Genomic DNA, 22,084 nt, shown 5'->3' on the forward strand with positions numbered 1-22,084 from the left:
AAACGCCGGACGGGCTGAATTCCTTACGCCTTCCGAAAGGGGACCTCCCGTCATGCTCGACCACCTCATCCAGGGCGCGACCGTCGTCGACGGGACCGGCGCCCCCGCGCGCGTCGCCGATGTCGGGATACGGGACGGGCGGATCGCCGTCGTCACCGAGCCCGGCAGCGTCGGCGAGGAGGCCAGGACCAGTGAGGACGCGCGGGGGCGGGTCCTCGCGCCCGGGTTCGTCGATCCGCATACGCATTACGACGCCCAGCTGTTCTGGGACCCGTACGCGACGCCGTCGCTCAACCACGGCGTGACGACGGTCGCGGGCGGCAACTGCGGGTTCACGCTCGCGCCCCTGCATCCGGACCGGCCCGGCGACGCCGACTACACGCGGCGGATGATGTCGAAGGTCGAGGGGATGTCGCTGGTGGCGCTCGAGGAGGGCACGCCCTGGTCGTGGAGTTCGTTCGGGGAGTATCTGGACGCCCTCGACGGGCGCATCGCCGTCAACGCGGGGTTCATGGTGGGGCACTGCGCGCTGCGCCGGTACGTGATGGGGCCGGATGCCGTCGGAGGGCAGCCCACCCGCGACCAGCTGGAGGAGATGCTGAGCCTCCTCCACGCGGCCATGGACGCGGGGGCCTGGGGGCTCTCCACCACCCAGTCGTCCACCCACTCGGACGGCGACGGGCAGCCCGTCGCCTCGCGGCACGCGAAGGCCGACGAGCTCCTCGCGCTGTCCCGGGCCGTCGGCGAGCACGAGGGCACGCAGATAGAAGCCATCGTCGCGGGGTGTCTCGACCAGTTCAGCGACGACGAGGTCGACCTGCTCGTGGAGATGAGCGCGGCGGCGGGCAGGCCGCTCAACTGGAACGTGCTCACCATCGACGCCGCCGTCCCCGAACGCGTGCCCCGCCAGCTCGTGCCGAGTGAGCGCGCCCGCAAGGCCGGCGGCCGCGTCGTCGCGCTCACCATGCCGATCCTCACGCCCATGAACATGTCGCTCGGCACGTTCTGCGCCCTCAACCTCATCCCGGGCTGGGGCGACATCCTCGGCCTGCCCGTGCCCGAACGGATCGCGAAGCTGCGCGACCCGGACGTGCGCGCCGAGATGCTGCGGCGTGCGGGCAGCAAGGAGGCGGGCGTCTTCCGGCGGCTCTCCCGCTTCGACCGGTACGTCATCGGAGACACGTACTCGGCGGCGAACGAAGGCCTCACCGGCCGCGTCGTCGGCGACATCGCGGCGGAGCGCGGACAGGAGCCGTTCGAGTGCCTGGTCGGGATCTGCGCGGCCGACGACCTCCGCACCGTCCTGTGGCCCATGCCCACCGACAACGACCCCGACTCGTGGGCCCTGCGCGCCGAGACCTGGCAGCACGAGGACGTCATGCTGGGCGGCTCCGACGCGGGCGCGCATCTGGACCGCATGTGCGGCGCCCCGTACACGACCCGGTTCATCGGTGACTGCCTGCGCGGCCGGAAGCTGGCGAGCCTCGAACAGGCTGTGAAGATGCTCACCGACGACCCGGCCCAGCTCTTCGGGCTTCGCGAGCGTGGCCGGATCGCCGAGGGCTACCACGCCGACCTCGTCCTCTTCGACCCCGAGCTCATCGACGCGGGCAAGGCCACCCTCGTCCACGACCTGCCCGGCGACAGCCCACGCCTGGACTCGAAGGCGATCGGCGTCAACGCGGTCTGGGTCAACGGGGTCGAGACGATCCGCGAGGACGTGGTGACCGGCGCCGTGCCGGGCAAGGTGCTGCGCTCGGGGCGCGACACGCGGACGGTGAGCACCAAGTGAGTGAACCCGGGCGGGCGCGGCGGCTGTTCATCGGCGGGGAGTGGGTCGAGCCCGACCGCGGTCATCACGAGGTGGTGAACCCGGCGACCGAGCAGGTCGTCGGTCTCGCGCCCGAGGCGAGCACCGAGCAGGTCCTGGCGGCCACGGCGGCGGCTCGCGAGGCCTTCGCGAGCTGGTCGCGCACGACGCCCGAGGAGCGCGCGGCGGTACTGTCCCGCACCGCCGCGATCCTGCGCCGCGACTCCACCGCGTACGCGGAACTCGCGCGGGCCGAGAGCGGCGCCACAGCCGCGACCGCGCGCGGCATGCAGGTGGCGGTGGCGGTCTCGCGCTTCGAGCGGTACGCGAAGGGGGCGCTGGAGCCGGTCGAGTCGGCGCTCCCGCCGCAGATCAACGAGGCAGGGCCCATGGGGAGGGCCGGTGTCATGGGGGCGCTCGCCGTCCGCCGCCCCGTCGGCGTCGTCACCTGCATCACCTCCTACAACAACCCGTGGGCCAACCCCGCGGGCAAGGTGGCGCCCGCCCTCGCGATGGGCAACACGGTCGTCGTGAAACCGGCGCCGCAGGACCCGCTGTCGGTGTACGGGATGGCGGCGGCCCTGGAGGAGGCGGGCGTCCCGCCCGGCGTCGTGAACGTCGTCTCCGGCACGGACGTGGCCGTCGGCGAGACGGCCGTCGCCTCCCCGGACGTCGACATGGTCAGCTTCACCGGCTCGACCGCCGTCGGACAGCGCATCGGCGAGGTGTGCGGCCGCGACCTGAAACGGCAGCTGATGGAGCTCGGCGGGAAGGGCGCGGCGATCGTCCTCGACGACGCGGACCTCGACGCGGCGGTGGCCGGGATCGGCACGACGTTCTCCTTCTACAGCGGCCAGATCTGCACGGCCCCGACGCGCGTCATCGTCCAACGGGCCGTGTACGAGGAGCTGCTGGACAAGCTCACCGCCTACGCCGGGTACCTGACGGTCGGCGACCCCGCAGCGCCCGGCACCGTCGTCGGCCCGGTGATCTCCGCCGCACACCGCGACCGCATCGAGGCGTACGTCGAGGACGCCCGCAAGGAGGGAGCACGCGTCGTCACGGGCGGCGCACGCCCACCGCTCACGACCGGCTTCTACGTCGCCCCCACCCTCCTCGCCGACTGCACACCCGACATGCGGGTGGTCCGCGAGGAGATCTTCGGCCCGGTGGTCTCCGCCGTCCCCTTCGACGCCACCACCCCCGACGAGGCCGAGGAGACCGCCATAGCCCTCGCCAACGACAGCGACTACGGCCTCATCGACTACGTCTGGTCCGGCGACATCGCCCGCGCCTTCCGCGTCGCCCACCGCCTGCGCGCGGGCGGCGTCGGCGTCAACACGATCGGCCGCAACATGGAGGCCCCGTTCGGCGGCTTCAAGAAGAGCGGCGTGGGCCGCGACGTGGGCTCGTACGCCCTGCACGCGTACAGCGAACTGCAGTCGGTGGTCTGGCCGGGGTGAGGGATCACCCCAGCCGGGCCGGGGTGGCCGGGTCGCCCTAGTCGCCCAGGAAGATCGGATTCGTGAACGCGCACAGGGGGCCCGGGAGGCCCGGTGTCACCGGGGCGTGGCGGACTTCCGCTCGTACGTAGGCGGCGTAGGACGCCGTCGTGCGCCATTCCAGCGTGCCGGTGCCGGAGGCGGGAAGGGTGGGGCCCGTGTGCAGGACGCCCTGGTCGGTGACGAAGCGGGGGGTGCAGCCGGGGGCGCCCTTGATGTCCAGGCGGACCGTGACGGGGGCGTCGCGGGCGACGTCGAGGCGGCCGCCGATTCCCGCGTGCCTGCCCTTGCCGCCCGCGGCCGTGAAGGTGAGCTCGACGGACTTGGACTCGGCGATGTAGGAGCGGCCGCGGCGGATGCCGTCCTGGATGGCCTCGCGGGTCAGGTCGTCGGCGAGGACGACGGTCTGCGGGCCGCCGATGCGGTCGGGGTCGCGGTGCGCGTCGCTGTTGCCCATGGCGGGGATCCAGGGCCTGCCGCCGCGCACGGACGCGACGAGCATGCTGTCCCAGTCGGCGAGGGAGACCTCGTCGTCGGGCGTGTACGCGCCGTTCCACACCTCGACCGCGTCCGCCTCGCCGAAGCCGAACTTCCAGTTGCAACCGACGCAGGTGGCGTGGGGGTGGGCGGGGACGACGAGGCCGCCCGCGTCGCGGATCCGGCGGGCGTACCTGCCGAAGCGGTTGTCGCGGGCACGGTAGCGCCAGTCGACGAACGTGCCGGGGTCCGTGCCGAGGGCGACCAGGTGGCCGTTGCGCGTCGTCACCTCCTCGCCGAGCATGATCAGGAGGTCGTCGCCCGCGTGCTCGGCCCAGTGCGCGTGCGCCGAGTGCGTGTTGTGCTCGGAGCTGTTGATGAAGTCGAGGCCCGCCGCGCGCGCCAGGGCGGCGATCTCGGCGAGGGTGCGCCTGCCGTCCGAGTACACGGAGTGCAGGTGGCAGTCGCCGCGGTACCAGGCGCGGCCGCGGCCCTTCGCGCGCTCCGGCGGGTAGACGGGCTTCGGGGTGCGGCCCGGCGCGCCGTAGGTGAGGGTGATCGTCACCTCGTACGGGAGGCCCTCGGGCGCGACCGTGTACGGGCCGAGCGCGATGTTCCAGGTGCCCGCGCGGATCCGGCCCGGGATGTAGCCGGGCGTCGCGTCGTCGGCGCGGATGAAGAACTCCGTGCGGGCGCCGCCCGACCAGCCGCGGAAGCCCTTGCCGCCGAGCTCCGTGCCGCGCTCGTCGAAGACGCCGATGTCGAGGGCGTTGCCCTGGGTGCCGGGTGGCACGGTCGGCTTCTGGTAGGTGTACGAGGCGTGGAACTCGCGTACTCCGTCCGGGACTTCGACCGGCAGGTACACGAAGTCGGGGGAGCCGGGCGGGAGCGTCCCGCGGACCGTTCTCGTCTCCTTGCTCCCCGGCGCCCTGTCCCCCGCGGGAGCGCGCCGCTCGGCGCCGCTTGCGAAGCTCACGCTGCCCAACGTAATCGCGGCGGCGGCTCCCGTCACGAACAGTCCGCGCCGGTTCGGCCCGCGCGTCTCCGGCTGGTGTACGTCCTCACACATGCTGCGGCTCCCCAGGGTGTCGGTGGTGACGTGGGTGGTGCGTGCAACCCTGGTATTGAGCCGTGAACTGCGCGGCAAGGGAAGGCGAGTGACGGTTTTCCACCCGGTGGACCTTGCCCCGTGCGGGCGTGGCTCTATGTGGGCCTGGCCCTATGGCGCCGTCAGTTCCACCACTACGTCGTACACCGCGGCGTTCGGCGTGACCGGGCGGGTGGTCTGCTCGCGGGCGGCCTGCGTGCGGGACGTGAAGGCCGGGTCCGAGGTGGCCGCCTCCCATGCCTCGCGGGTCTCCCAGTGGGAGACGTTGACGAGCTGGAAGCGGGACTCCGTCGAACGGGCCCGGTGCATGCGGGAGTCGATGAAGCCGGGCTTGTCCCGCATGAGGCGGGCCCGCTCCTCCCACTTCGCCACGAACGCGTCCACGTCGTCGGCCTCGATCTCGAAGACGTTGATGAACGTGACGGGCGCTTCGGGTGTGCCTGTGCTGCCTGTGCTCTCTTCGGTGACCATGCGGGCAGCCTAGCCAGCGGCCCGCGGCGTCTCCGTCGCCCCTGCCGCGACCAAGACCGCCTCCGTCTCCGGGTGCGGGCCCGATGCGCCCTGGCGGGCCCAGCGCAGGGGCGAGCCACCCGTGCCGTCGTCCTCGCGGAGGTTCGGGTCGGCGCCGTGCGCGAGGAGTTCGCGGACCGTGTCGACGTGGCCCCAGGCGGCGGCCCCGCAGAGCGGCGTGCCGTCGGTGAGGCCGCGGCTCTCGGTGTCGGGCCGGGCGCCCGCCCGCAGCAGGACCCGCACGGTGTCGGCGGCGCCGTGCACCGAGGCGGCGTACAGGGGCGTCGTGCCGTCCGCGTCGGGGAGTTCGGGGTCGGCGCCGCGGTTCAGCAAGGTGCGGACCTCGCGCGTCACGCCGAGCGACGCGGCGTACACGAGCTCCCTGGTCAGCTTCTTCTGGCGGCGTCTCTTCACGCGGGCCAGGTTAATGAGCGCACGGGCATGGACCAACCGACTTTCCGGAGGTAGGAAGAGGGCCCCCGCCCCGGCACTCCCGCCGACCCGACCTCTCGGAGGGCTCCGTGCGCATCTCCGCGACGCTCCACATGACCGACAGGACGATCACCCCGACACGTCTGGCCCAGGAACTGGAGCGGCGCGGCTTCGCCGGGCTCTACCTCCCCGAGCACACCCACATCCCGGTCCCGCGCGAAACGCCCTACCCCGGCGGTGAACTGCCGCCCGAGTGCGCCCGCATGCTCAGCCCCCTCGTCGCCCTCGCGCAGGCCGCCGCCGTCACCGACCGCATCGTGCTCGGCACGAACATCGCGCTGGTCGCCCAGCACGACCCCATCGACCTCGCCAAGCAGATCGCGACCCTCGACCACCTCTCCGGCGGCCGCGTCACCCTCGGCATCGGCTACGGCTGGAACCGTGAGGAGGCCGAGGACCACGGCGTCCCGTGGCCGCGGCGCCGGAAGGTCGTGCGGGACCGGATGGCGGTCATGCGGGCGCTGTGGGCGGACCATCCGAAGGCGTACGAGAGCGAGTTCGGCGGCGTACGGGCGAGCGAGGTCCATCCGAAGCCGCGGCGGGTGCCGAGGAAGCGGCTCGCGAAGGGGCCGCTGTTCGGGCCGCGCACGCTCATCGGCGGGGCCGCGGGGCCCGGCCTGTTCGCGCACGTCGCGGAGTACGCGGACGGCTGGATGCCCGTCGGCGGCAGCGGCCTGCGCGAGGCGCTGCCCGTGCTCAGGTCGGCGTGGGCGGACGCGGGGCGCGGGGCCGACGACCTGTATGTGGCGGTGACGGCGGTCGAGCCGGATCCGGGCAAGCTCGCGTACTACGAGGAGCTGGGCGTGGACGAGGTGATCGTGCAGCTGCCGCCGGCCGGGGAGGCGGAGGTGTGCGCGGCGCTCGATGGGCTCGGACGGTACGTGGCCCCGTGAGCAGAAGGGACGGAAGTATCTGGAGGAGACGGGTGTTCTCGCTCGTATGCTCGGAGACATGACCAACAGCGCACAGCCCCCCGAGGCCGGACGACCCACCGCGAACGCCATGCGCCGCGCGCTGAAAAGGGCCAGGGACGGCGTCGCGCTCGACGTCACGGAGGCCGCCGTCCTGCTGCAGGCGCGCGGCGCGGACCTCGACGACCTCACGGCGTCCGCGGCCCGGGTGCGGGACGCGGGGCTCGACGCGGCGGGGCGGCCGGGCGTCATCACGTACTCGAAGAGCGTGTTCATCCCGCTCACCCGGCTCTGCCGCGACAAGTGCCACTACTGCACCTTCGCGACCGTGCCCGGCAAGCTGCGCCGCGACGGCCACGGCATGTTCATGTCCCCGGACGAGGTGCTCGACATCGCCCGGCGCGGTGCCGAGCTCGGCTGCAAGGAAGCGCTGATCACCCTCGGCGACAAGCCCGAGGACCGCTGGCCCGAGGCCCGCGAGTGGCTGGAGGCCGAGGGGTACGACGACACCATCGCGTACGTCCGCGCCATCTCGATCCGCATCCTGGAGGAGACGGGGCTGCTCCCGCACCTCAACCCGGGCGTCATGACGTGGACGGACTTCCAGCGGCTCAAGCCCGTCGCGCCCAGCATGGGCATGATGCTGGAGACGACGTCCGAGCGGCTGTGGAGCGAGCCGGGGCAGCCGCACTACGGCTCCCCGGACAAGGAACCGGCCGTGCGGCTGCGGGTCCTTGAGGACGCGGGGCGCTCGTCCGTGCCCTTCACCAGCGGGCTGCTCATCGGCATCGGCGAGACGTACGAGGAGCGCGCCGACTCGCTGTTCGCGCTGCGCCGCGTCGCCCGCTCGTACCACGGCGTCCAGGAGCTGATCATCCAGAACTTCCGCGCCAAGCCGGACACGGCGATGCGCGGCATGCCCGACGCGGAGATCGACGACCTGGTCGCCACGATCGCCGTCGCCCGGCACATCATGGGTCCGGCCGGGAACATCCAGGCTCCCCCGAACCTCATCGCCGGGGAGTACGAGCGGCTGATCGGCGCCGGCATCGACGACTGGGGCGGCGTCTCGCCCGTCACCATCGACCACGTCAACCCCGAGAAGCCCTGGCCGAAGCTCGACGAGCTCGCCGAGCGGTCCGCCGCCGCGGGCTTCCGGCTCGCCGAACGGCTCTGCGTCTACCCGGAGTTCGTCCAGCGCGGCGAGCCCTGGCTCGACCCGCGCCTCCTCCCGCACCTGCGCGCGCTCGCCGACCCGGAGACCGGTCTCGCGCGGCCCGACGCGGTGGTCGAGGGCCACCCCTGGCAGGAGCCCGACGAGGGGTACGTCGCCTCCTCCGGCCGCACCGACCTGCACCGCACCATCGACACCGACGGCCGCACCTCCGACCGGCGCGACGACTTCGACGAGGTGTACGGCGACTGGGAGGCCCTGCGCGAGCAGGCGGCGCCCGGCATGGTGCCGTCCCGCATCGACGGTGACGTACGCGCGGCCCTGAAGCAGGCCGCCGACGACCCGACGAAGCTGACCGACGACGAGGCGCTGGCGCTGCTGCACGCGGACGGGCCCGCGCTCGACGCGCTCTGCTCGGTCGCGGACGACATCCGCAAGACGGTCAACGGCGACGACGTCACGTACATCGTCACCCGCAACATCAACTTCACCAACGTCTGTTACACCGGCTGCCGCTTCTGCGCCTTCGCCCAGCGCAGGACGGACGCGGACGCCTACACCCTCTCCCTCGACCAGGTCGCCGACCGGGCCGCGCAGGCCTGGGACGTCGGCGCCGTCGAGGTGTGCATGCAGGGCGGCATCCACCCCGACCTGCCGGGCACCGCCTACTTCGACATCGCGCGGGCCGTGAAGGAGCGCGTGCCGGGCATGCATGTGCACGCGTTCTCCCCGATGGAGGTCGTCAACGGCGCCACCCGCACCGGCCTCTCCATCCGCGAGTGGCTCACCGCCGCGAAGGAGGCGGGCCTCGGCTCCATCCCCGGGACGGCCGCGGAGATCCTCGACGACGAGGTGCGGTGGATCCTCACCAAGGGCAAGCTGCCCACGGCCACCTGGATCGAGGTCATCAAGACCGCGCACGAACTGGGCATCCGCTCCTCGTCCACGATGATGTACGGCCACGTGGACCAGCCCCGGCACTGGCTCGGCCACTTCCGCACGCTGGCCGGCATCCAGCAGGAGACGGGCGGGTTCACGGAGTTCGTGACGCTGCCCTTCATCCACACGAACGCGCCCGTCTACCTCGCGGGCATCGCCCGCCCCGGCCCGACCACCCGCGACAACCGCGCGGTGACGGCGATGGCGCGCATCCTGCTCCACCCGCACATCCCCAACATCCAGACCAGCTGGGTGAAGCTGGGCCAGGAGGGCGCCGCCGAAATGCTCCGCTCCGGCGCGAACGACCTCGGAGGGACCCTGATGGAGGAGACCATCTCCCGCATGGCGGGCTCCAGTTACGGTTCCTACCGGTCCATCGAGGACCTCGTCGCCATCGCGGAGGCGGCGGGCCGCCCCGCGAAGCCACGCACGACCCTGTACGGGGAGGTACCGGAGGAGCGGCAGCGGGCGGCGCTGGCCTCGGACGGCCACTTGCCGGAGCTGCTGCCGGTGGTGGAGGGCTGAGACGGCAACGGGAACGGGGACGGCCGGGTCTGTCCGGCCGTCCCCGCTGTCCATCGGTGGTCGCTCAGGTCATCGGGCTCAGCGAGCCAGGAAGTCCCCGAACCGGACACCCTTGTCGGGCGCGCCGAGCGCCGCGGGGCCGAAGGACTTGATGCCCGTGACGGTCAGGCCGCCCGTGGCGCCGCGCAGGTGCCAGGCGGCGCCCGCGTCGGCGTACGTGCCGTCCTCCAGGGGAGCGGTGACGGTCAGGTCGGCCTTGCCGTCCTTGTTCGTGTCGGAGAGCAGGACCTGGCCGCCGAACTTGTCGTTCTTCTCGGAGGCGCCCGGGACATCGGCCTTGGACTGGTCGAAGGCCTGCGCGCCGGTGCCGGTGAGGCCGGTGCGGGCGCCCTTGAGGAGGACGACGCTGCCGGCGTCCGCGACCGACTCGATGTCCTCGCCGGGGACGCCGACGGCGATGTCCGCGAAGCCGTCGCCGTTCACGTCGCCCGCGCTGATGTTCGTGCCGAACTCGTCGCCGTCCTCACCGACGCCGGGGACGCCCGCGGTGTCCTGGGTGATCTTCGCGCTGCGGTCCGAGAGGCCGGACGCCGAGCCATAGCGGACCAGGACCGTGCCCTTCTGGTACGGCATGTCCTCGAAGTTGTCGCCGATGTCGCGGGTGACGAAGTCGCCGTAGCCGTCGCCGTCGACGTCCGCGACCGCGCCGCCGACGGAGGGCGCGAGCTTCTGCGAGGTGGTGGCCACGCCGTCCTTGCCGCCCTTCCAGAGCTGGCTCTTGTGCGCCATCTCCTCGAAGCCGTGGCTCGTGACGATGTCGTCGGCGCCGTCGCCGGTCACGTCACCCGTGACGAAGTCGCCGGGGCCGAACGTCTGGCTCGTCACGACCTGCTGGCTGCTCGCGGCCTTCCCGTCGCGCGTGAACGGGCCGTACGCGATGGTCATGCCCTGGTCGTCGTTGTCCATCGGGTCCTCGGGCTCCGGGTACTCGGCCGTGACCAGGTCACGCTTGCCGTCGCCGTTGAAGTCACCGGCGGTGACCTGCGCGCCGGTCGAGGCCAGCTCGGCGCTGCCCTCGCCGGTGAGGCCCTGGGCGGAGCCCCACAGGACGACGGACTTGCCGCCGCCGTTGACGACGAGGTCGGTGTAGCCGTCGCCGTCGAGGTCGGCGGCGGCCGTCTGGTTGCCGAACCGGTCGCCGTTCACCGCGTTGCCGGGTACGCCGGGCGTGGCGCGGCTGATGGTCTTGGCGTGCGCGGTGTCCGGGCCCGAGGCGGAGCCGTAGACGATCGAGACGCTGCCGGGGGTGGCGTCGTCGTAGCCGCCGGGCGCGGATATGGCGAGGTCGGCGTATCCGTCGCGGTTGAAGTCGGTGACCGGGGCCTTGGACGGTACGGGCGCGGCCGCCGCGGTACCGGCGGTGGCGAGGGCGAGCGGGGCCGCGAGCGAGGCGACGGCCACGGCGGCGATGAGAGAGCGACGCACTGGTCCTCCAGAGGAAATCGTGACTGTGATTACTGGTTATTGCGTTGCTGAGCGGTGGTCCGGGGTGGTGGTCAGCCGACGAGGCGCAGGCCGAACTTCGCGTCCTTCTCGGGGGTGCCGAGCTTGACCGGGCTGAGCGTGCCCGCGCCCGTCGTGGTCAGGCCGCCCGCGGAGCCGAAGAGGTTCCACAGGGAGCCCGAGTCGGCGTACGTGCCGTCCTCGCCGGGAGCCGTGGCGGTCAGGTCCGCCTTGCCGTCCTTGTTCAGGTCGGTGAGGGAGACCCGGCGGCCGAAGTCGTCGCCGGTCTCGGAGACGCCGGGCACTCCTGCGGTGGTCTGGTTGTAGGCGACGGCGCCCTTGCCGGTCATGCCGCCGTCGGCCTTGGAGGCGCCCTTGAGCAGGACGACCGCGCCGGTGCCGGTGCTCGCGTCGAGGCTCTCGCCGGGGACGCCGACGGCGACCTCCGCCTTGCCGTCGCCGTTCACGTCGCCCGCGCTGAGGGAGGCGCCGAACGCGTCGTTCTCCTCGCTCGCCCCGGGCACACCCGCGGTGGCCTGGGTGATGACCTTCCTGCGGGCGTCGGTGGGGCCCGTCGAGCTGCCGTACTGGATCGTGATGCTGCCCGGCGCGGAGTCGATCACCTCGGTGACGCTGCCGATGTCGCGGGTGATCAGGTCGCCGTACCCGTCGCCGTCGACGTCGCCGACGGTGCCGCTGTACGCCGTGCCGAGTGGCTTGTAGGTGTGGGCGACACCGCTCCTGCCGCCCTTCCAGAAGCGGGCGTCGTGCGTCATCTCCTCGAAGCCGTGGGTGGTGACGATGTCGTCGACGCCGTCGCCCGTCAGGTCGCCCGTGATGAAGGAGGCGAGGCCGGAGGGGCCGTCGCTCGTGGTGATGCTGTCCTTCGTGGTGGGCTTGCCGTCGCGGGTGAACGGGCCGTACTGGATGGTCATCCCGGAGACGTCGGGGTCGTCGTTCGGGACGTCGTTGACGACGAGGTCGCGCTTGCCGTCACCATTGAAGTCGCCGGCCGCGAACTCCGAGTTGAGGTGGGGCAGCAGGGTGTTCTTGCCGGTCAGGCCGTCCCTGGAGCCCCACAGGACGGTCGCCTTGTTGCCGTTGTCGTCACCGCCGGACACCAGCAGGTCGGTGTAGCCGTCGGCGTCCAGGTCGGCGGGGACCATCTGGTAGCCGAAGGCGTACGTACCGGCGAGCTCGCCAGGGACGCCCGGTGTGGCCCGGCTGATGAGCTGGTGCTTCGCCGTACCGGGGCCGGTGGCCGTGCCGTACACGACGGAGACGTAGCCCGCCTTCTCGACGCCGTCGACGGTGCCGTCGGGCGCGGCGACCGCGAGATCGGCGTACCCGTCGTGGTTGAAGTCGGTCACCGGCGTGCGGGGCGGCTGCGGTGCGGCCACCGCCGTACCGGAGGTGGCGGATATCGCGAGCGGGGCTGCCAGCGCGGCCACGGCGATGGCACTGATGAGTGTGCGGCGGGGCACGGGTCCTCCTGTGCGGGAACGTCTGTGACGTAACGGGAGACGGGTGCTCGGAAGGGAAGGTTGTAACGCACAGGAACTCCGTTACGTGATCCGGACGTTCGGGGGATGACGCCCGCTGTTCACCTCGCGCCGCCGGAGTTCTGGGCGAGACTGGTCGCTGATCGCGGGCCGGGTGTACGGGAGGGGCGGGATGGCGCGGGCGAGGGTGTCGATGCAGGAGCTCATCCGGCGCAGACGGCGGGCGGGCTTCGTGGGGCGGCGCGAGGAGCTCCGGCTGTTCCGGGAGAACTTCGAGCTGCCGCCGGAGGACGAGCGGCACCGCTTCCTCTTCCACGTGCACGGCCCGGCGGGCGTCGGCAAGACGTCGCTGGTCCGCGAGCTCGGGCAACTGTCCGCTGACCGGGGCGCGTTCGTCGGGTATGTGGACGACGGGGCGCCGGACGTCCCCGGGGTCCTCGCCGAGATCGCCGTGCAGTTCGGACAGCAGGGGCGGGCGATGAAAGCCCTGGAGCGCGCCCTCGCCCAGCACCGGCAGCGCGCCCACGAGGCCGTCCTGGCCGCCGCCCGCGAACCGGCAGGGCCGACCGGTCCGACCGGTCCGGCCGGGCCCGGGACGCCGTCGGCGGGCAGCGCGACGGCGGTCCGCGCCGGTGTCGTCGGGCTCGGCATGGTGCCGGTGGTGGGCGCCCTCGCCGGCGTCGTCGACGCGGACCGGATCGCCCTTGGCGCCGACCGGCTGCGGGCCCGCTTCCGCAGCCAGGAGGACGCACGCCTGGTCCTGGAGCCCGAGCGCGTCCTGACCCCGGTCTTCCTGGACGAGCTGGCCGGCGCGGCGGACGCCGTGCCGTGGCTCGTGCTGCTCTTCGACACGTACGAGCGGACGGCGCCGTACCTCGACCGCTGGCTGTACGACGTGATGACGACCGACCGGTACGGCGAACTCCCCGCCAACGTCGTCGTGGTGACCGCAGGCCAGCGCCCCCTCGACCCCGACCGCTGGGACGGGGCCGCGGACTTCGCCGCCGAACTGCCGCTGCGGCCCTTCACGGAGGCCGAGGCGCGCGGCCTGCTCGCCGCCAAGGGCGTCACCGAGGAACCCGTCGTCGCCGAGGTCCTGCGGCTCTCGGGGCGGCTGCCCGTGCTCGTCTCCACCCTCGCCGGGACGGGCCCCGCGGCACCGGGCGACGTCGGCGACCCGAGCGCCACCGCCGTGGAGCGCTTCCTGAAGTGTGAGCCGGACCCGGTGCGGCGCGCGGCGGCCCTGGACTGCGCGCTGCCCCGGCGCCTCGACGAGGAGATCGTGCGGGCCGCGGCGCACCGGGGCGGCGACGAGCCCGCGGAGCTGTACGCGTGGCTGCGCGCCCTGCCGTTCGTACGGGCCGACCGCAGGGGCACCGCCCGCTACCACGACGTCGTACGCGCCCCGATGCTGCGCCTGCGCCGCAACACGGCTCCCGAGCTGTGGAGTTCGGGGCACACGCGCCTCGCCGGGCTGTACGCGCGACGGTGTGCCGCGTTGGAGGAGGAGTTCCGGGGCGCGCCGGGCCGCCCGTGGATGCGCCCGGAGTGGCGTGCTCTGCGCGTCGAGGAGCTCTACCACTCGCTGTGCGCGGCACCGCGCGCCGCGCTGCCGGGGGTGCTGCGCGAGGGCATCGACGCCTGCCGTGTGGACACGGCGGTGGCCCGCGAGTGGGCGCGGGCGGTGGCCGACGCCGCCGAGGACACGGACGCGGCCCACCTGCGGGAGTGGGCCGACGACTGCCGGACGGCGCTCGCGGACGAACGGCTCGGCGCACTGCGGGTGTTGGAGCTCTTCCTCGAGCGGGCCGGGCTCGACGACGCGGGCCGGGTCGCCGCGTACAACGCGCACGGTCTGCGGCTCTTCCTCCTCGGCAGGCTGCGCGAGGCCCTCGCCGACCACGAGCGTGCCGTCGCCCTGGACCCCGGCGACCAGTGGGGCCACCACGGGCTCGCCGTCACCCACCGCGCCCTCGGCGAGTACGAGACGGCGCTGCGGCACCTGGCCGCGGCCGACGAGGTGGTGCCCGGCGCGGAGTGGGTGGCACGGGACCGCGGGGAGACGTACCGCCGCATGGGCCGCCCGGACGAGGCCCTGCCCTGGCTGGACCGCGCGCACGCCATCGACCCGCGCGAGCCGCAGACCCTGGCCAGCCGTGGCCAGGTCAAGTTCGTCCTCGGCCGTCCCCGCGAGGCCCTGGACGACCTGGACCGCGCGATCGACCTGTGGCCCGACTACCCCTGGGCGCTGGCGCGCAGGGCCCGTGTCCGGCAGTCCCTCGGCGACCTGCCGGGCGCCTTCGCCGACCTGGACCGCGTCCTCGGACTGGCCCCCGACGCACCCGGCAGCCACGGCGACCGCGGCGACATCCTGCGCTTCGCGGGCCGCCACGAGGAAGCCGTCGCCGCGTACGACACGGCCGTCGCCCTCGACCCCGGCTACGCGTGGGCGTGGGGCAGCAGGGCGCTGTCCCTGGAAGCCCTGAACCGTACGGATGAGGCGCTGGCCTCCCTCGACGAGGCGCTGCGGATCGACCCGGAGTACGGGTGGGCGCGGGAGCAGAAGCAGCGGATTCTGGGGACGGACGCGGGCTGACGGGGGAGACTGGTCAGGGGTGTACGCAGGGTGCGCGACGGTGCGGAACGGGGGATTGCGATGGCGTCGGCCGACGCGGACGAGCCGTCCATGCAGGAGCTGATCCGCCGCAGGGGGCGGGCCGGTTTTATCGGACGGCGCGGTGAACTGGCGGCGTTCCGGGAGAACTTCGACGTGCCGCCCGCGGACCTGCGCCACCGCTTCCTCTTCCACGTCCACGGCAACGCGGGCGTCGGCAAGACGTCCCTGGTCCACGAGTTGGAGCAGCTCGCCCGCGAGCGTGGCGCGCTGACCGCGTACGTCGACGAGCGGGTGAGCAGTGTCCCCGAGGCGATGGCCGCCATCAGCGCCGAGTTCGCCCGCCAGGGACGCCGGTCGAAGGACCTCGACCAGCTGCTTACCACCCACCGCGAGCGCCGCCACGAAGCGGACTCGATACCGGTCACGCCCCCGCCGCCGGCCGCGGACGCCCCGGCCTCGCCCGCTCCCTCCGCGGCGAGCATGACGGCGGCCCGCGCGAGCCTCGTCGGGCTCGGCATGGTGCCCGGCGTCGGCGCCCTCGCGGGTGCGGTCGACCCGGCGCAGCTCGCGCAGGGCGCCGACCGGCTCCGGGCCGGCCTCAGCGCGCGCTTCCGCAACCAGGAGGACGTCCAGCTGGTCCTCTCCCCGGAGCGCGTCCTCACCCCGGTCCTCCTGAAGGAACTGGCGCAGGCGGCGAAGGCGGTGCCGTGGATCGTGCTGTTCTTCGACACGTACGAGCGGACGGCGCCGTTCCTCGACGGCTGGCTGCACGAGGTGATGACCACGGACCGGCATGGCGCGCTGCCCGCCAAGGTCGTCGTGGTCACCGCGGGCCAGCAGCCGTTCGACACCGCCCGCTGGGGCGGCTACGCGGACTATGTGACGGACGTCCCGCTCGGACCCTTCACCGAGCAGGAGTCCCGTGGGCTCCTCGCGGGCAAGGGCGTGGTCGCGGAGCCGGTCGTCGAGGAGGTGCTTCGCCTCTCCGGCGGCCTGCCCGTCCTCGTCTCCACCCTCGCCGAGAACCGCCCGGCCGACCCGTGCGACGTGGGTGACCCGAGCGCGACGGCCGTGGAGCGCTTCCTGAAGTGGGAGCAGGACCCGGTGCGGCGCGCCTCCGCCCTGGCGTGCGCGCTGCCCAGGCGGCTCGACGCGGACGTGGTCGCGGCGGCGGTCGACGGGGTGTGCGCGGCGGCGGACGTGCCGGGCATCTTCGCCTGGCTGCGCGGACTGCCGTTCGTGAGCGACCGCGGCGACCGGCTCCAGTACCACGACGTGGTGCGCGCGCCCATGCTCCGCTTGCAGCGGCACCGCTCGCCGCGCGGCTGGGCGGAGCTGCACGGCTCGCTGGCGCAGGCGTACGCGGGATGGCGGGCGGAGGCCGCGCCGGGCCCCGCGCCGCGCGAGTGCTGGGGCGACGAGCAGTGGCGGGAGCTGCGGCTCGCGGAGTCGTACCACCTGCTGTGCGGGGCGCCCCGTGACGCGCTCCCGGTCGTCCTGCGGGACGTCGTCGACGCGTGCGACGCGGGCGCGGCGGTGGCCCGGCGGTGGGCACAGCTGCTCGTGGACGCGGGCCAGGACGCGGAGTCGGCGCGGGCCGGTGCCTGGGGCCGCGACCTGCTGCGCGCACTGGAGGACGGCGGGCCCGTCACGGCGCTCCAACTCCTCCTCGACCGGGCGGGTTTCGACGTGCGGGGGCAGGCGTTCGCGCGGGTGGTCCGGGCGCGGGACCTGCGGGAGAGCGGGGCTCATGCCGAGGCGCTCGCCGAGTACGACCGGGCCATCGCGCTCGATCCCGGGCAGGAGCGGGCGTACTACGGCAAAGGCGTCACGTACTGGTACATGGACGAGGAGGCGACCGCACTCGTCGCCCTCGACCGTGCGGTGGAGCTCGCGCCGGACGACGCCAGGAACTACGCGATGCGGGGCGAGGTCCGCCGTGTCCTCGGGCGCTTCGAAGAGGCGGTCCAGGACCTGGACCGCGCGCTGGAACTCGACCCCTCGGACGTGGAGGCGCTGGGCAGCCGGGGCACCGCCCACTACGCGCTCGGCCGGCACGAACCGGCCCTCGCCGACCTCGACGGCGCCCTGCGGCTCGTGCCGGACTACGCGTGGGCGCTCGTCTACCGGGCGGCGGTGCGGGGCCACCGCGGCGAGTACGAGCAGGCGCTCAAGGACTGCGACCGCGCGGTGGAGCTGGCCCCCGACTCCAGCTGGGTCCTGTGGAGCCGGGGCGACATGCTGTGTTCGGCGGGCCGGGAGCAGGACTCCCTCGCCGACTACGACAGGGCGATCGAGCTCGACGCGGGGAACTGGTCGGCGTACGGGAGCCGTGGCGCGGCCCGGCACCACCTGGGGCAGTTCCGGGAAGCCCTCGACGACCTGGACACGGCCGTGCGGCAGGACCCGGACTACGCCTGGCTGCGGGCCCGCCGCGCCATGCTGCTGCACGACATGGGGGAGTACGAACGGGCCCTGGCGGACGCCGACCGGGCGGTGCGGCTCTCACCCGACGCCGACTGGATCCGCTACCACCGCGCCGAGACGCTCTACGCCCTGGAGCGGTACGACGAAGCCCTCGTGGACCTGGACCGGGCGCTCGAACTGGACCCCGTGTACGCGTCCGCGCTCTGCCGCCGGGGCATCACCCTGCACCGGCTGCGCCGTTACGAGGACGCGTTCGCCGACCTGGACCGTGCCGTCGAGCTGGACCCGCGTTTCACCTGGGCCCTCTTCTCCCGGGCCGCTCTGGCGCTGGCCACCGGCAGGACGGACCGGGCCCTGGCCGACCTGGCCGCCTACATGGAGAGCGGCGGGGACGCGGACTGGGCCCGGCCGCGGACCGCCGAAGTACACCTGTGGCAGGGCGACGCGGACCGGGCGCTCGCCGCTCTGCCGCCCGAGGCGGCGACCGGGGGCACCGGCGCCGAGGTGCTGGCCCAGGCGCACTGCCGGGCGGGCCGGTGGGCGGCCGCCCGCGCGGCGGCGCAGCGGGTGCGGGCGGAGGACGACGAGTTCGGCGAGGTGCTGCTCGCCCTCGTGGCGACCTGCGCCGGTGACACGGCCGCCGCCGCGCCCCTGTGGCGCAGGGTCGACGAGCTGGCCGAGGCTCCGACCGCGGACCCGGTGTGGCGGGCCTTCGGGCATGCGCTGGCCGGGGCGGCCCGGGGTGACTGGGCCGCGGCCGACACCCACCTCGCCCACGTCCTGGGCCCGGCCCTGCCGGAGCTGGAGTGGGACGACCTGGCCGAGATGGTCTCCTACCTGAGGAGTCTGTCGCGGTCCCCGGCCGTCGACCACGCCCGCCTGGCGCCCCGCCTCGCCCGGCTCACCGAGGCGCGGGACGCCGTCCGGGCACGCCATGCCGATGTCCGGGAACCGGTGATTTCGTAGCGACTGCGAAGCTCCCGTGAACGTCGTTCAAAAGCGACCTCAAGGGCGACTCCGCGCATACCACTTGCCGCCTGAAGCAAACCTTCCTGTTCGATTACAGTGCTGCGCAGTCGCAACCGGTCGAGGCGCGACGGTCGAGGCGCGACGAGGGACGTCACCGCACGTCACCGCACGGAGGGAGGCCCGCGTGGGTACCGCAGCAGCCACCGGCGTCTGGGGCCGCGCCGAGCAGCAGGACTTCCGCAGCCGGGTGCGCGGCACGCTCCTCGGTGCCGCCGTCGGCGACGCCCTGGGTGCGCCCGTCGACCGGCTGTCCCTCGACGAGATCCGCGCGGCGCACGGCGCCGAAGGGCTCACCGAGATCGCCCCGGCGCACGGCCGCCGCGGCGCCGTCACCGCCGCCACCCAGCTCACCCTCTTCACCGTCGACGGACTCATACGCGCCCAGGTGCGGCGCGACACCGGCGCCTGGCACCCGCCCACAGACCTGCACCGCGCCTACCGCCGCTGGGCCGCCACCCAGAGCGACTGGGGCCCGGACGAGCGGCGCAAGGAGGACGGCTGGCTGGCCCGCGAGGAGTGGCTGTACTCGCGGCGCGACCCGTCCCGCGCCTGCCTCGTCGGACTCGGCGACGCGACCATGGGCACCCTCGACGCCCCGAAGAACCCCGGCGAGCGCGGCGCCGAGGCCGCCGTCAGATCCGCGCCCATCGGCCTCCTCGTCGGCTGGGAGCCGCAGCTCGTGCTGCAGCTCGCCGTCGAGGGCGCCGCCCAGACGCACGGCCACCCCACCGCGTACCTAGCGGCGGGCGCCCACACCGTCATCGTGCACGGCCTCGCCCGCGGGGAGTCCCTGGACGGAGCGATCCAGCGGTGCCTCGCGCTCCTCGCCACCCGCCCCGGCCACCAGGCCGTCACGGACGCGCTCCGGCACGCGCTGGGCGCCGTACGGCAGGGCATGCCCACGCCCGCGCGCGTGACGGAGCTGCTGGCGGACGGGACGGCCGAGGGGGCGCTGGCCGGCGCCGTGTACTGCGCGCTCGTCGGCGAGGACATCCGGCACGGGCTGCGGCTCGCCGTCAACCACGGCGGCCCCTCGGCGGCCTGCGGCGCGCTGTGCGGTGCGCTGCTCGGCGCGCTGCACGGAGAGACCGCGCTGCCGCCGGGATGGCTCACGGAGCTGGAGGGCCGGCCCACGATCCTGGAACTGGCGGACGACTTCGCCATGGAGATGACGCAGGGCCCCGCGCTGCACGGCCCCGCCCTCTCGTCCCCGGGCTGGCTGACGCGCTACCCGAGGGCGTGACCAGCTAGGACTTGTCCTTCGCGCCCGCGAAGGTGCGGGTCAGCAGGTCGTGCAGGGTGGCCCGCTCGTCGTCGTCCAGGGCGTCCAGGGCGGCCGTCGTGGTGTGCATGGAGGCGCGCAGCGCGTCGACGGCCCGCTCGCCCTCGGCGGTGAGCAGCACGTTCTTGACGCGGCGGTCGGTGGGGCTCGGCTCCCGGCGGACCAGGCCGCGCTTCTCCAGGCGGTCGATGAGCCCGGTCATGTTCGAGGCGTCGCAGGACAGCGTCTGGGCGAGGACACGCATCGCGGCGGGGCCACGCCGCAGCACGCTCAGCGTCTTGCCCTGGCTCGCGGTGAGGTTCTCGCGCGCCGCGGCCTCCGTGAAGTCCCCGTAGTAGGCGCCGAGCGACGTCGCAAGCAGCTCCATGAGCTGGGCCGTGTCGACGCGTGGAGTGGCACGTGGGATTCCTGGCATGTGAGTCACCCTACGCCACGAAACTTGACGTTCTCAACTATTGAGCCTTACCTTCGACAACGTTACTTGAAGCACTCAAGTATCGAGGTACTCAAGTAGTTGAGCAGCTGGAGAGAAGAAGTCACCGTGTCCCACGCACAGCACGCGGCCCCGCCGAAACCCACCGGGCAGACCGCCCTCGTCCTGGTCCTCGGCCTCGCCGCCATGGTCGTCTCGATGATGCAGACGCTGGTCGTCCCGATCCTGTCGATCATCCAGAACGATCTGGACGCCACCACGTCCGGCGTCAGCTGGGTGACCACCGCCACCCTTCTCTCGGCCGCCGTCTTCACCCCGCTGCTCGGCCGCTTCGGCGACCAGCACGGCAAGAAGCCCACGCTCATCGGCGTACTGCTCGTGATGATCGCGGGCTCCGTGCTCGCCGCCACCACGTCGTCCCTGACCTGGCTCATCGTCGGCCGCATCATGCAGGGCGCCGCCACGGCGATCTTCCCGCTCGCCCTCTCCGTGCTCCGCGAGGAGATCAGGCCGGCCCGGCTGCCCGGCGCCATGGCGCTGGTCAGCGGCACCCTGGCGTTCGGCAGCGGCCTCGCCCTCGTCGGCGCGGGCCTGCTGACCCAGGGCTCCGACCCCGACTACCACCGGGTGTTCTGGCTCGCGGTCGTCCTCGCCGTGGTGGCGCTCGTCGGCGTGGTGTCCGTGGTCCCCACCTCCCGCTCGAAGACCGGCGGCCGCACCGACTGGCTGGGCGCGGGCACGCTGGCGCTGCTCCTCGTCCTGCTGCTCCTGCCGATCTCGCAGGGCCACGAGTGGGGCTGGTCCTCCGGCCGCACCCTCGGCGCCTTCGCGGGCGCGGTCGTCATGGCGGCCGTCTGGGTCCTGACCGAGCTGAAGGTCAAGGAGCCGATGGTCGACATGAAGATGTTCGCCCACCGCCCGGTCCTCTTCACCAACCTGGCCGGACTGCTGCTCGGCTTCGCGATGTTCGCCCAGTTCATCGGCGTCTCGTACCTCGTGCAGATGCCCGAGGACGTCGCCGGGTACGGCTTCGGCGCCTCGGTGCTCGGCGCCTCCGTCGTCTACCTCCTGCCGACCACCATCGTCTCGCTCGTCGCCGCGCAGTTCGGCGGCGTCCTGGTCCGCCGGGCCGGCGCCCGCGTCACCCTCGCCGTCGGCGCCGCCTTCGGTGTCGCCGGCTTCGCCTGGCTGACCCTGGCGCACGGCACCAGCGCTTCCGTCATCGGCGCGGGCATGATCATCGGCCTGGCGATCAGCTTCGGCTATGCCTCGATGCCCGCGCTCATCGTCGCCAGCGTCCCGGCCCACCAGACGGGCATCGCCAACGGCATCAACTCCATCTCCCGCTCGGTCGGCAGCGCCGTCGCCAGCGCGATGATCACCTCGCTGCTCGCGTCGAAGACCATCGCGCTCCCGGCCGGGATGCCCGCCCTGCCGCAGGAGAGCCAGTTCACGCTGAGCTTCGCCATCGCGGGCGCGGCCTTCGTCCTGGTCGTCGCGGTGGCCCTGGTCGGCCTCACGCCCCACCACGCCCCGCGTACGCCGCGCCTGCGGAAGGTCGCGGGTTCCGACCCGGTGGCCGCCCCGGAACGCGCCGGGGTCTGAGCGCCCCTTAAGGGGCGCGGGGAACTGCGCGCTCAGCGCACGAAAAGCCGCGGTGGCGGGGGGGGGGGGGCCCCCCCCCCCCCCCGCCGGCGTGAGGTTGGTGGGGGCGCCGCGCACCCCCCCCCCCCGCGGGGGCGCCCCACGGGGCGGCGCCCCCCCCCGCCGCGGCGGCGCGCGCCCCCCCGCGGGGGGCGGGGGGCCCCGGCCCCCCCCCCCCCCCCCCCCCGCCCCCGCCGGC

Annotated in this window: 14 protein-coding genes; 8 read left to right on the plus strand and 6 right to left on the minus strand. The window is 73.6% G+C overall.

Translation table 11 applies throughout. The features are described from left to right. Positions 1 to 52 precede the first annotated feature (52 nt). The gene (locus tag ACI2L3_RS08985) at positions 53 to 1,792 is read left to right on the plus strand and encodes an amidohydrolase family protein (protein ID WP_404751637.1); all 1,740 of its coding nucleotides are present in this window, start codon (positions 53 to 55) and stop codon (positions 1,790 to 1,792) included. Next, the gene (locus ACI2L3_RS08990) at positions 1,789 to 3,273 is read left to right on the plus strand and encodes an aldehyde dehydrogenase family protein (protein WP_404751638.1); all 1,485 of its coding nucleotides are present in this window, start codon (positions 1,789 to 1,791) and stop codon (positions 3,271 to 3,273) included. Before ACI2L3_RS08985 ends, ACI2L3_RS08990 begins: the two co-directional genes overlap by 4 nt. 37 nt (positions 3,274 to 3,310) lie before the next feature. Here ACI2L3_RS08990 and ACI2L3_RS08995 read toward each other — a convergent pair whose 3' ends face one another. From ACI2L3_RS08995 to ACI2L3_RS09005, 3 genes are all read right to left on the minus strand, one after another. Then, positions 3,311 to 4,858, minus strand: coding sequence for a CehA/McbA family metallohydrolase (locus tag ACI2L3_RS08995; protein ID WP_404751639.1), 1,548 nt, complete (start codon positions 4,856 to 4,858; stop codon positions 3,311 to 3,313). A gap of 150 nt (positions 4,859 to 5,008) precedes the next feature. Then, on the minus strand, positions 5,009 to 5,368 hold the full coding sequence (locus ACI2L3_RS09000; RefSeq protein ID WP_404751640.1) for an antibiotic biosynthesis monooxygenase family protein: 360 nt from the start codon (positions 5,366 to 5,368) through the stop codon (positions 5,009 to 5,011). Positions 5,369 to 5,377: 9 nt separating this feature from the next. Continuing rightward, complete coding sequence (locus ACI2L3_RS09005; protein ID WP_404751641.1) at positions 5,378 to 5,821, minus strand: ankyrin repeat domain-containing protein; 444 nt, start codon at positions 5,819 to 5,821, stop codon at positions 5,378 to 5,380. A 107-nt stretch (positions 5,822 to 5,928) separates the two neighbouring features. Here ACI2L3_RS09005 and ACI2L3_RS09010 point away from each other — a divergent pair, with 107 nt between their 5' ends. Both ACI2L3_RS09010 and ACI2L3_RS09015 read left to right on the plus strand, forming a co-directional pair. Then, the gene (locus tag ACI2L3_RS09010) at positions 5,929 to 6,792 is read left to right on the plus strand and encodes a TIGR03619 family F420-dependent LLM class oxidoreductase (RefSeq protein WP_404751642.1); all 864 of its coding nucleotides are present in this window, start codon (positions 5,929 to 5,931) and stop codon (positions 6,790 to 6,792) included. A 58-nt stretch (positions 6,793 to 6,850) separates the two neighbouring features. Next, positions 6,851 to 9,448, plus strand: a complete 2,598-nt coding sequence (locus ACI2L3_RS09015) for a bifunctional FO biosynthesis protein CofGH (RefSeq protein ID WP_404751643.1) — start codon at positions 6,851 to 6,853, stop codon at positions 9,446 to 9,448. A gap of 78 nt (positions 9,449 to 9,526) precedes the next feature. Here the strand turns inward: ACI2L3_RS09015 and ACI2L3_RS09020 are convergent, their stop codons facing one another. After that, positions 9,527 to 10,933, minus strand: a complete 1,407-nt coding sequence (locus ACI2L3_RS09020) for an FG-GAP-like repeat-containing protein (protein ID WP_404751644.1) — start codon at positions 10,931 to 10,933, stop codon at positions 9,527 to 9,529. Positions 10,934 to 11,004: 71 nt separating this feature from the next. Beyond that, complete coding sequence (locus ACI2L3_RS09025) at positions 11,005 to 12,435, minus strand: FG-GAP-like repeat-containing protein (protein ID WP_404751645.1); 1,431 nt, start codon at positions 12,433 to 12,435, stop codon at positions 11,005 to 11,007. Positions 12,436 to 12,646: 211 nt separating this feature from the next. Here ACI2L3_RS09025 and ACI2L3_RS09030 point away from each other — a divergent pair, with 211 nt between their 5' ends. From ACI2L3_RS09030 to ACI2L3_RS09040, 3 genes are all read left to right on the plus strand, one after another. After that, positions 12,647 to 15,049 carry a tetratricopeptide repeat protein gene (locus tag ACI2L3_RS09030; RefSeq protein WP_404751646.1) on the plus strand — a complete coding sequence of 801 codons (2,403 nt, stop codon included), beginning with the start codon at positions 12,647 to 12,649 and terminating at the stop codon, positions 15,047 to 15,049. A gap of 60 nt (positions 15,050 to 15,109) precedes the next feature. Next, the gene (locus tag ACI2L3_RS09035) at positions 15,110 to 18,463 is read left to right on the plus strand and encodes a tetratricopeptide repeat protein (protein WP_404751647.1); all 3,354 of its coding nucleotides are present in this window, start codon (positions 15,110 to 15,112) and stop codon (positions 18,461 to 18,463) included. Between the two features lie 187 nt (positions 18,464 to 18,650). Further along, positions 18,651 to 19,769: an ADP-ribosylglycohydrolase family protein gene (locus ACI2L3_RS09040; protein ID WP_404751648.1), complete on the plus strand. Its 1,119-nt coding sequence runs from the start codon at positions 18,651 to 18,653 to the stop codon at positions 19,767 to 19,769. 4 nt (positions 19,770 to 19,773) lie between these two features. On the opposite strand, the gene ACI2L3_RS09045 is transcribed toward ACI2L3_RS09040, so the two are convergent. Beyond that, positions 19,774 to 20,223 (minus strand): MarR family winged helix-turn-helix transcriptional regulator, encoded by a 450-nt coding sequence (locus ACI2L3_RS09045; protein WP_404751649.1) that lies wholly within the window; start codon positions 20,221 to 20,223, stop codon positions 19,774 to 19,776. A 126-nt stretch (positions 20,224 to 20,349) separates the two neighbouring features. Here ACI2L3_RS09045 and ACI2L3_RS09050 point away from each other — a divergent pair, with 126 nt between their 5' ends. After that, positions 20,350 to 21,846 (plus strand): MFS transporter, encoded by a 1,497-nt coding sequence (locus tag ACI2L3_RS09050; protein WP_404751650.1) that lies wholly within the window; start codon positions 20,350 to 20,352, stop codon positions 21,844 to 21,846. Positions 21,847 to 22,084: the final 238 nt, after the last annotated feature.

Source organism: Streptomyces sp. NPDC029674 (genome assembly GCF_044903205.1).
Taxonomy (GTDB): domain Bacteria; phylum Actinomycetota; class Actinomycetes; order Streptomycetales; family Streptomycetaceae; genus Streptomyces.

Excerpts from the sequence above, each read along its gene's own strand:
- ACI2L3_RS09030 (WP_404751646.1), top strand. The coding sequence starts at position 12,647 with ATGCAGGAGCTCATCCGGCGCAGACGGCGGGCGGGCTTCGTGGGGCGG.
- ACI2L3_RS09015 (WP_404751643.1), top strand. The coding sequence starts at position 6,851 with ATGACCAACAGCGCACAGCCCCCCGAGGCCGGACGACCCACCGCGAAC.
- ACI2L3_RS08995 (WP_404751639.1), bottom strand. The coding sequence starts at position 4,858 with ATGTGTGAGGACGTACACCAGCCGGAGACGCGCGGGCCGAACCGGCGC.
- ACI2L3_RS08985 (WP_404751637.1), top strand. The coding sequence starts at position 53 with ATGCTCGACCACCTCATCCAGGGCGCGACCGTCGTCGACGGGACCGGC.
- ACI2L3_RS09000 (WP_404751640.1), bottom strand. The coding sequence starts at position 5,368 with ATGGTCACCGAAGAGAGCACAGGCAGCACAGGCACACCCGAAGCGCCC.
- ACI2L3_RS09045 (WP_404751649.1), bottom strand. The coding sequence starts at position 20,223 with ATGCCAGGAATCCCACGTGCCACTCCACGCGTCGACACGGCCCAGCTC.
- ACI2L3_RS09035 (WP_404751647.1), top strand. The coding sequence starts at position 15,110 with ATGGCGTCGGCCGACGCGGACGAGCCGTCCATGCAGGAGCTGATCCGC.